Below are 10,000 nucleotides of genomic sequence, written 5' to 3'. Positions count from 1 at the left end.
TGGGTGCCCAGCCACAGGCGCGGCTGGACCTGCGGCGGCAGCAAGGGCATCGCGTGCGCCTCGGCAAAGCGCGGCAGGTAGGTTTCGGTGGGCAGGGACTGCACGTAATAGCCGCTGCCGTCGGTCGGCGGGGAGAGCAGCCTTGGCCAGATGTCTTCGAGCCATTGCGGCGTGGTGCGGAAATTCACGCCGGTCAGGCTGGCGTCATAATGACAAAGCCCGTTCGCTTCGGGGGGCAGGATGGACAGCGGCACCTTCAGTCCGGCATCGAGATCGGCCAGCAGCGCCGTGACGGCCTGATCCGATTGCCGGGCTGCGGCCACGATGGGCCAGTCGGCCACCAGTTGCTTCAGGACAACCGGTTGCGCTGCCGCCTGCACGCCCGCAAAGGCCTCCGCCGTCACGGACTCTATCGTGCGGACGGGTGTCATCCGGCGCTGGCCATGCGCATCTTCAGATCGGCGGAGGGCGCAAAGCGGCGCACATAGTCTTCGTGGCGGGGCAGGCTGTCGGCACGGCTTTCCAGCATCTTGCGCCAGCGGCTCATATGCAGACGCAGATCGGCGGCTTCGATCGTCTCCACGATTGGGTGACTGGTCTTGGGCAGCAGGCCCTGCCCCATCATGACCGCCAGCCAGCTCGTCTCGCGGAACAGCTCCGGTTCGCGCGCGATCAGCAGTGCGGTTTCGCGGAACATCTCCAGCCGCTCTTTCAGGCTGTCCGGCATCTCCATGGCCTGCACCCAGCGCCAGAAGGGCGTATCGTCGCGTTCGCTGATCTTGTAGTGGGCGATCAGGAAGTCCTTGATATTGTTGTAATCAAACAGGACGTCGCGATTATATTGCGCCACGACGGAAGGCACGATCCCCGTCCTGGGGAAGAGGGAGAGCAAGCGGGTAATGCCCGATTGCACCAGATGGATGGCCGTCGATTCCAGCGGCTCAAGGAAGCCAGAGGCCAGACCCAGGGCCACTACGTTTTTGTCCCACACGCGCTTGCGGTGACCGGTGACGAATTTCAGCAGGCGCGTCTCGGCCAGAGGCGCGCCGTCGAGGCAACCGAGCAGTCGCGTTTTGGCGTCTTCGACGCTGAGGAACTGATCGGAGAAGACATAGCCGTTACCGGTGCGGTGTTGCAGCGGAATCCGCCACGTCCAGCCCGCTTCGCGCGCTGTGGCACGAGTATAGGGCGTGATGTCGGCGACGCGTTCACAGGGCACGGCCACGGCGCTGTTCATCGGCAGCCAGCGCGACCAGTCTTCGTAGCCGCAGTTCAGCGTCCCTTCGATCAGCAGGCCGCGGAAACCGGAGCAGTCGATAAACAGATCGCCTTCAAGGCGGCGGCCATCGGCGGTGACGACCGCCGTCACAAAGCCGCTTTCGGGGTGCTGTTCGACGCTGACGATGCGGCCTTCGTGGCGTGTGACGCCGCGTTCAGCGCTGTAATTGCGCAGGAATTTGGCATAAAGCACGGCGTCGAACTGAAACGCATAGTTCAGACCGGGCTTGTCGCCTTCGGCCGCCAGATGCCCGAAGCGCCCCTTATAGGCGGCGACGGTTTCCAGATTGAACTGCGTATAGTCGTAGTCACCGCCCCGGCGGCGCCAGTCGGCCAGCCAGTAGTGATGGAAGGGGAAGCTTTCGATTTCCCGACCGCTGTGGCCAAAGGGGTGGAAATAGCTGTGCCCTTTGGCGCGCCAATCGACGAACTCGATCCCCAGCTTGTAGGTGGCGTTGGTTTCACGCACGAAGGTGGCTTCGTCGATCCCCAGCAGGTCATTGTATTTGAGGATGGGCGGGATGGTGGCTTCGCCCACACCGACAATGCCGATTTCCTCTGACTCGATCAGATGGATATCGAGCGACTCCCCCAGTGTTTTGGCCAGGGCAGCGGCGGCCATCCATCCGGCGCTGCCGCCCCCAACGATCACAATCTTCCTGATGGTCTGTTGCATCCGATAAACCCTATACAGTGGCTGCCCGTGAGACGGCATCCGGGGTGGGCATGGCCTCGACCTGCTTGCGCACATAGCCGAGGACCGTTTGAAAATGGCGGATCAGTTCGGGTTCCGCAAGCTGATCGGCGCGCACATCATGGGCCGCAGGCAACAGCCCGTGGCCAAGGCCCGCGGCGATCCACCACGCCTCGTCGAAGGTTTCGTCATCGTATACCGGCAGGTGACCACAGGCGGCAAACACCTCGCGCTTATAGGCCAGTTCCGGCGGCAGGCTGACGCTGCGCAGATGGTCCCAGACCGGCTGATCGCGGCGTTTGTTGAGGCTGTAGAGCCAGATCTGCGCATCGCGCAGACGGTCATAGGCCTGACCTACGGTGCGGTTGTACACGGCGCTTTCCAGCCCGGACGTATCCAGCGGGAACAGGGCCGTCAGGTGCGACAGACCGAGCAGCAGGGCGGGCATCCGCGCGCTGCCCAAAGGATCGAGCACGGCGGCGGCTTCGCCCAGCCCGATGACATTGCCCGACCAGGCCGGGCGGCGGCCTGCTTCAAAGGGTGTCACCGTCGCCTGCGGATGCAGGCTCATCTTCACCACCATGGCCGCCGTTTCAAAGGCCTCATCGTCAGACAGCTCGTCGCGGGTGTAGACCTGTTGCACAGCGGTATAGTCGCGCAGCGGGAACAGTCCGGCCCAGCCTGAGCGGAAGGCGGTGATCTGCGCATAGGCCGGAAGCGGCGCTGCGGGGGCGGCATAGGTGGTCAGCAGGCGGTCAAAGGGCAGCCATTGCCGCCACGAGGTAAAGCCTGTCTCCGGCATCTGGCTGAGCAGACGCGCGTCGCTGCCGGTGGTGTCGATAAACAGATCGCCTTCTACCGTTTGCCCGTCGGACAGGACCACGGCGGTCATCTCAGGGCCCTTCACGACGGGGGACACGTGCGCGGCGGGCAGATGCCGCACCCCGCGCTTGATCGCCACCTGCCGCAGCATTTCGGCGTAGGGGGCGGCGGGCAGGTGAAACCCGCGATCGGCGTCGGCAAAGCCGCTGAGGTCGGCCTCGGGGGTCAATAGACGCCCCTGCTTGGCACAGGCGGCATTGATGGCGAAATCCTCAAACGCCACGTTCATGCCGGAGGCGCGGGCGCGCAGCCACAGATGATGGAAGGGCACGTTGTGCAGGGCCACGCCTGTGCTGGAATAACCGACAAAGACCGGTGGCGCGGTCTTGGCCCAGCCCACATATTGCTGACCCAGCGTGAAGGTCGCGCCCAGCGCCCGCATCAGCACCGCTTCCTCCAGCCCCAGACGGGTGTGGAAGCCGGCCTGACTGCCCAGCGTCGGCAGCACCTCACCGGGGCGCAGCAGCGACGGCAGTTCGACGGCAGTAAAGCTCAGATCGCTGCGGGCAAAGGTGCGTTGCAGTACCGCAGCGGTCAGCCACAGGGCCTCGTCGCGGCCGACGATGACGACGGTGCGCACCGGTCGGACGGGGGTATCAGTCATGGGAAATCCCGCTGTTCGGATCGTAGCAATGGGCGGCCACAAACTCGGCGTGTGAGGGCAGAACGGCCAGATTGCTGTCGATCTTGCGTTTGAGGTCTTTCAGATAGCCCGTCAGGGCCTCTTCGCTTAGGCCATCGGCCTGCCGGTCGTAGGCTTGCGGCATGACGTCCTGCCCCATGAAGACCGCGATCCAGCTTGCCGGGGAAAACAGGCCATCCTTGTACTGCTGAACGTGGCCGCGGTGGCGGAACAGCGCCATCTTTTCCTTCAGGCTGTCCGGCACAGGCATGGCGCGCACATAGTCCCACAGCGGGCCCTGGCTCGCCGAATTGGCGTGGTAATGCAGGATCAGGAAGTCACGCACCCGCTCATATTCTATGTCGATCAGGCGGTTGAATTCACGCGCCAGCGCCGGGTCAAAGCGCGTATCCGGCATCAGGCGCATCAGGAAGGTCAGGGCGATCTGCGACAGGTAGATGCTGGTCGATTCCAGCGGCTCCAGGAAACCGGAAGCCAGACCGAGGGCGATGACGTTTTTGTGCCACGACGCCGTGCGGCGGCCGGCCTGAAAGCGCAGCAGGCGCGGCTCGGCCTGAGCGGGGGCATCGAGCGCGCCCAGCAGCACCTCACGCGCACGCTCTTCGGTGGTGAAGCGGCTGGAAAACACATAGCCATTGCCGGTGCGATGCTGAAGCGGGATGCGCCACGTCCAGCCAGCCTCGCGGGCGGTGGCGCGCGTATAGGGCGTCAGGTCATCCGTGCGTTCGCACGGCACGGCCAGCGCCCGGTCGCACGGCAGCCACGGCGTCCAGTCTTCCCAGCCTAAATTCAGCGCCTGACCGGCGATGACGGCGCGAAAACCGGAGCAGTCAATAAACAGCTCGCCCCCCACGCTTTCACCGCTGGCCAGGGTCAGGCGTTCGACAAAGCCGGTTTCGGCGTTCTGATCGACGCCGGTCACCTGTCCTTCGATGCGCTGCACGCCGCGCGCCTCACACCACTGGCGCAGATAGCGGGCATAGAGGACCGCGTCGAAATGGTAGGCATAGGCGTAGGCGGAACGGATCGACTTGGGGTCTTCCACCGGAAAATCGAAGCGGTTTTCGCGCGCCAGCCGGATGGGGAAGGCATAGTCCTCTATGGCGCCGGGGTCCATGAAGGTGCGCGCCTTCAACCACAACTGATGGAAGGGGATGCCGCCGGCCGACTGACCGTGGACGCCAAAGGGGTGGTGATAGCTGCCCGATGTGCCCCAGTCGCGGAATTCGATCCCCAGCTTGAAGGTCGCGTTGGTGGCGCGCATGAATTCGGCTTCATCAAGGCCAAGCCAGGTGTTGAAATCGCGAACCTGCGGCAGGGTGGCTTCGCCCACGCCGACAATGCCGATCTCTTCGGACTCGATCAGGCGGATCGTGCAGGCATCGGGCGTGAAGGCGCGGCTCAGCACCGCCGCCGCCATCCAGCCGGACGTGCCGCCGCCCAGTATGGTGATGTTACGAATGGGGGTCATCCCTGCTTCCCCTTTTAGCTTCTGATGGATGGGGTCTTTTTCAGTAAGGCAATCTTAGACCGCATTTTGAAAACTGTGAGGCCCCTTTTGGATAAAAAAGCGCGTCACTGTGTCTCATCCGCGGAAAAGAACTGGCCCAGATAAAAACAGGACGCACCACGTGTGATGCGTCCCGCAAGGGTTTCCGTGAATGACGGAGGGAGAGGCGCGCAAAGGTCGTAACCGCTGCGCGGGAGACAGGTTGTCCGGGAAAGAACGCCTCCCGGACAACCTCATCCTACCGTTTGGAACGGTGCACCGATCAGAACTTCAGGCGAACCTGAGCCTGAATGCGGCGATCGTTCTGGAACCAGGCGTTCGGCAGCAGCAGGCGTGTATCGTTCGGGCTCGAATTGGTCGGGCCGTCAACCTGTTGCAGAAGAACGGTTTCGGTGTTGAGAAGGTTGGTGCCTTCGATCGACATTTCCACGTGATCATTGAAGCGGTAGGCCAGACGGGCATCAAGGAAGCCCGCCGACTTTTGCCAGATCGGCAGAGCGATACAGCAATCCTGCGAGGTCACGAGATACGACGAGCGCCAGTTGTAGGCCAGACGCGCCGACCAGGCACCCTTTTCGTACATACCGACCAGGTTGAACGTCTTGTCAGACAGACCTTCCAGCGGCAGGTCGATAAAGGAGTTGGCCGCCACCGAGGTACCGCCACCGGTTTGACCGGAGGTGCCGTCACCCGAGTTCACCACGACGTTCGACGACTTGATGCCCTTGTTGTTGAGCATGGTGTAGTTGAAGTCGATACCGAGGCCGTTCCACGGGGAGGGCAGGTTGTCGAAGAAGCGCTTATAGGCCAGTTCCCAACCCTTGATCGAGCCACCGTCACCATTGACCGGACCACGCATACGCACCGAGCGGGTCACGCCCTGATTGGTGAAGTCGCGGAAGTAGGTGCCGTAGGTGATGTAGTCGTGGAACTGCTTGTAGAACAGCGAGAAGGTGAACGATCCGGTCGAGGAGAAGTAGTTTTCGAACGACAGGTCGAACTGATCCGCCGTCACCGGCTTCAGGTAGGGGTTCTGGGCATCACCGGTATAGGTCATGACGACCGACTGGATCTGACCGGCAGAATTACACACAAGACCCTTGCCACAGACGCGATCCGCTTCGTTGGGCAGCGCCGCATTGATCGAGGTGTAGGCCTTCAGATTGCCGATATCCGGACGCGACATGGCGCGCGAAGCGGCCACACGCATATACCAGGTATCATCCAGCGTGATGCGCGCGTTGAAGCTCGGCAACCAGTTCTTGTGCGTGATGCTGTTCACCGCAAGATTGGTGTTGATGGTCATGAAAGACCGGTCAGCGGCCGAAACGTAGTAGCTGTAGTTGACTTGGGTGACCGGCGAACCGTCAGGGTTAAGCAGCGGTGTACCACCGGGGCCCATCACCGGAGACGTCGCCGTGGCCGCGTAGGCAAGCTGGTTACCGAAGTTAATACCACCCGTGCTCTCGTTCTTCGTTTCCACGTAACGAACGCCGATATTGCCGGTAACCGGGAACTTGTCGAACAGCAGGGCATCATCACCACCGAACTTCAGCTGAAGATAGGCGGCATTGGTGATTTCAGACACCTCGGCGATTTCCGCCGGGCGGAAGCAGCGGGAGTCAACACCTGCGCGCTTGCAGACCGGTTGCCAGACATTGGTGCCGCCCGCCGGGTAAACCGTCGCATTAAAGGTATTGGCGAGCCTCGTCTGATCCTTCAGCAGGTCCATATTCAGATAGACCGCCGTATTGGCATTGGTCAGACCGCCACCATAGAAATCTTCGTCGAAGGAACGAACGCCATAGGCATTTTTGTCCGGGAAGCGTGAACCGGTGATGAAGTAGTCATTCCAGTTGGCGTAGCTGGTCCAGGTGTTTACGACGTTGGCCCAGTTGTAGGTAGACCAGCGCACCGTCTGCTCGCGCTCGGCATGACGCACACCGAACTTCAGCATATTCAGCCACGGCGAGTCGAAGCTGTAAGCCGCATCCGCGCGCACGGCGAACTCATTACCATCCGAGTCCGTGATGTGATCCATCAGGTCGTTCAGGCGGTAGTTTTCCGGATTGGCAACGCCACCATCAACCAGATTGAAGCTCGTGGCCTTGGCCAGCGTGAAGGTCGGGTGTTCACCCGTCATATCCCAGGTGACATCGGCAAAGGTCGAAAGCGTGCCAGAGATATCGTAGTTGGTCTGAATGGCATCGACATACTGAACATCGAAGCTGGTGAACAGCTTGTCGGTGACCTGCCACTTCAGGTTAAACGAGGCGTCCTTGGTGTCGTTGACGCTGTCGCTGAAGCGGGTCGAGGTGGCATAGGCCGTACCCCGTTGCGAACCGCCGCAGCTTTCCCATGCGTAACAGGCGAGGTAGTTGTTAGGAGCGGTGGCCTTCGGGTTATTCTGCGTCTGACCATACCAGACTTCGGCCGATTGAAGCAGCGTACCCTTTTGCAGGAAGCCATTGGAATCGAAGGTGCAGGTGGTGCCGGTCTTGCACTGGGTTTCGTTGGGGCTGGTCGAGAAGTACTCGATATCCTTGGCCCACATGTCGGTGCCGGCGTTGGCGGTCGAGACGTACTCTTCCCACTTTTCCTGCTTCTTAGACTGGTTGTACTGGAAGGTGGCGGTCATATTACCGTCATTGCTCTTCCACTGGGCGGCAAAGGCCACACCGTCGCGGACGCGGTTATAGATATTGTCGCGCAGCGAAATCGAGGTCGGGTAGTAACGCTTGGCCTCAGTGCCCCAGGTCGCCGCATTCGATTGGATCGCCATACGACCCAGTTGCACGCCTTCCGAGTTGGTGAAGACTTCCGAGTGCGCGGCGTTGATCATCACGCCGAATTCACCCAGCTCCGTGTCCCAACGGTCGGCATAGATGCCCGACACCGAAGCGGCGCCCTTACCGACGAGATCGCCGTAGGTATATTCAGCGGTCGCGGCCAGCACGCGGCCCTTCTGGTCGAACGGCAGGCGGGTACGCAGATTGACCGTACCGGCGATACCGCCTTCGATCAGCTCAGCCGTCTGGTTCTTATAAACGTCCACGCCGCCCATCAGTTCCGGCGACACGTCCGACCACGACAGGCCGCGGTTGGAGTCGGCGGTGAAGATGTCGCGGCCGTTGAATTCCGAACGCACCTGTTGCAGACCGCGGACGACGACGCCCGACGGTTCAGCCGAGAAGTGCGCGGTGTCGCCGGTGGCGGCGAAGCGGTTGACCGTGATGCCGGCCACGCGCTGAAGTGCTTCGGCGACCGACTTGTCCGGGAAGGCCCCGATGTCATTGGCCGTGATCGAATCGACGACCGTGTCGGCGTTCTTCTTGATCTGCTGGGCGCTCTGCAAGGCCTTGCGCGCGCCGACGACGACGACTTCCTGCGGCTCGCCTTCGGCAGGCGCGGTCTGCGCCTGTGCCGCGCCGGCCATAGCCACGCCGGCGGAAATCAGAAGCGCCATAGCCGAAACGCCGTGCTTCAACTTAACTGTCATGTGTTCAAGTCCTCCCTGACCGCTCTTCATCTCAAAAAAGATTTCGGGGAGGCAAACAGCACAAAGGCGTCATTGCGCCTTGTGCACCTACTCTGGTGAGCTTCCCGAAACCTGCATCCACTTTTTTATTGCCCGCCAGTCACACGACCAGACGGGATTACACCACAGGCCTATGCCTGACAGCGCTGACAATTACAGAATTATATCAACTCTGCGATTTTGAAAACGCATTAAACCAATTTGATTTCAAAATTATTGACCAGCGTTGTCATGCGATTTCGGCCTTTAGCGACCGTTAGGCAAAAAAACTATTAAATACATTTGCTTGCGTTGCAATAGCGTTGATATATTTTGCAACACGGGTAACACGGGTGTGCTTTTTGTGTCGCATTCATTTTTTTCAGTTAAGCCAGAATGCCCACATTTTGAGCGATAAAAAGCCGCACGGCCTTGACTTGCGGGGGTAGCGCGGTCGAATCTCCACGCCCTTACATGGGTATTCAGGAGGCCGGATGAGCCGCGAAGTGGAGGCACTGAAAGCCGGAGATGAGGCTGAGATACGGGCGCGTATCCGCCGGGCGACCGCGCCGTTTGTGGTGCGTGGTCTGGTGGTGCAATGGCCGGCGGTTCAGCGGGCCCGCGAAGGCGTGGCGTCGCTGGCGGCCTATCTGCAAGGGCTCGACAACGGACGCCCCGCCGGGGTTCTGACGGCCAGTGCGCACCTGAAAGGGCGGTTCGGCTACACGCCCGATCTTGAGGCCCTGAACTTCAGTCACGCGCAGCAAACCCTCTCCGAAGTCATGGCGACGCTGGTGCGCCTGAGCGGCCATCCGATGCCGCCGGGCCTCTATCTGCAATCGGCGCCGGCCCGCGACCATGCGCCTGAGTTCGCCGCGCAAAACCCCATGCCCTTGCTGCCGCCAGAGATCGGGCCGCGTCTGTGGGTCGGCAATGCGACGCGGGCGGCGCTGCATAATGACCACGACCTCAACCTGGCCTGTCTGGTGGCCGGGCGGCGGCATTTCCTGCTGTTTCCGCCGGAACAGGTGGGTAATCTGTATATAGGCCCTCTGGGTTACACGCCCTCCGGGCGGCCGATCAGCATAGCCGACCTCGATACGCCAGATTTCGAGACCTTCCCGCGCCTGCGTGAGGCCTTTGAACACGCGCAGAGCGTGACGCTGGAGCCGGGGGATGTCCTGTTTATCCCGCGCTACTGGTGGCATCAGGTCACGGCCGAAGGGCCGGTGGGCGCGCTGGCCAATTTCTGGTGGGGCGGCTATGCGAATCCGCTGGAAGACCCAGCGGTGGTGTTCAATCAGGCGCTGGGGATTATGGCCGGGTTGAGCGAGGCCGATCGGGCCTACTGGCGCGAAATGTTTCGGCTGCACATTGCCGACCCGCGCCCGGCGCATTTTGAGCACCTGCCCCCTGACGCGCGGCAGATGACCGAGGCGGAGCGTCGCGCGCTGGTCGTCAGTGTCGAGCAGGCCG

6 protein-coding genes are annotated in these 10,000 nt (G+C 61.6%); 1 reads left to right on the top strand and 5 read right to left on the bottom strand.

Annotated elements, in window-relative coordinates; translation table 11 throughout:
- From LDL37_RS11100 to LDL37_RS11080, 5 genes are all read right to left on the bottom strand, one after another.
- Window positions 1-431 (bottom strand): cupin-like domain-containing protein (locus tag LDL37_RS11100; protein WP_290798094.1); only part of this gene is annotated, 431 nt, incomplete at its 3' end.
- Window positions 428-1,954: a tryptophan halogenase family protein gene (locus LDL37_RS11095; protein WP_290798091.1), complete on the bottom strand. Its 1,527-nt coding sequence runs from the start codon at window positions 1,952-1,954 to the stop codon at window positions 428-430. The genes LDL37_RS11095 and LDL37_RS11100, both read right to left, overlap by 4 nt.
- A gap of 10 nt (window positions 1,955-1,964) precedes the next feature.
- Window positions 1,965-3,458 (bottom strand): tryptophan 7-halogenase, encoded by a 1,494-nt coding sequence (locus LDL37_RS11090; RefSeq protein WP_290798087.1) that lies wholly within the window; start codon window positions 3,456-3,458, stop codon window positions 1,965-1,967.
- Complete coding sequence (locus LDL37_RS11085; RefSeq protein WP_290798085.1) at window positions 3,451-4,968, bottom strand: tryptophan halogenase family protein; 1,518 nt, start codon at window positions 4,966-4,968, stop codon at window positions 3,451-3,453. Before LDL37_RS11085 ends, LDL37_RS11090 begins: the two co-directional genes overlap by 8 nt.
- 301 nt (window positions 4,969-5,269) lie before the next feature.
- Window positions 5,270-8,506: a TonB-dependent receptor gene (locus LDL37_RS11080; RefSeq protein WP_290798082.1), complete on the bottom strand. Its 3,237-nt coding sequence runs from the start codon at window positions 8,504-8,506 to the stop codon at window positions 5,270-5,272.
- A gap of 512 nt (window positions 8,507-9,018) precedes the next feature.
- Between LDL37_RS11080 and LDL37_RS11075 the strand changes: the two genes are divergently transcribed.
- The coding region (locus LDL37_RS11075) for a cupin-like domain-containing protein (RefSeq protein WP_290798079.1) at window positions 9,019-10,000 on the top strand (982 nt) is incomplete at its 3' end.

The organism is Asticcacaulis sp. (assembly GCF_020217185.1).
In the GTDB taxonomy this organism is placed as follows: Bacteria; Pseudomonadota; Alphaproteobacteria; order Caulobacterales; family Caulobacteraceae; genus Asticcacaulis.
The sequence above is the reverse complement of the archived record's forward strand: the minus strand, read 5'-3'. Positions and strand labels throughout refer to the sequence as shown.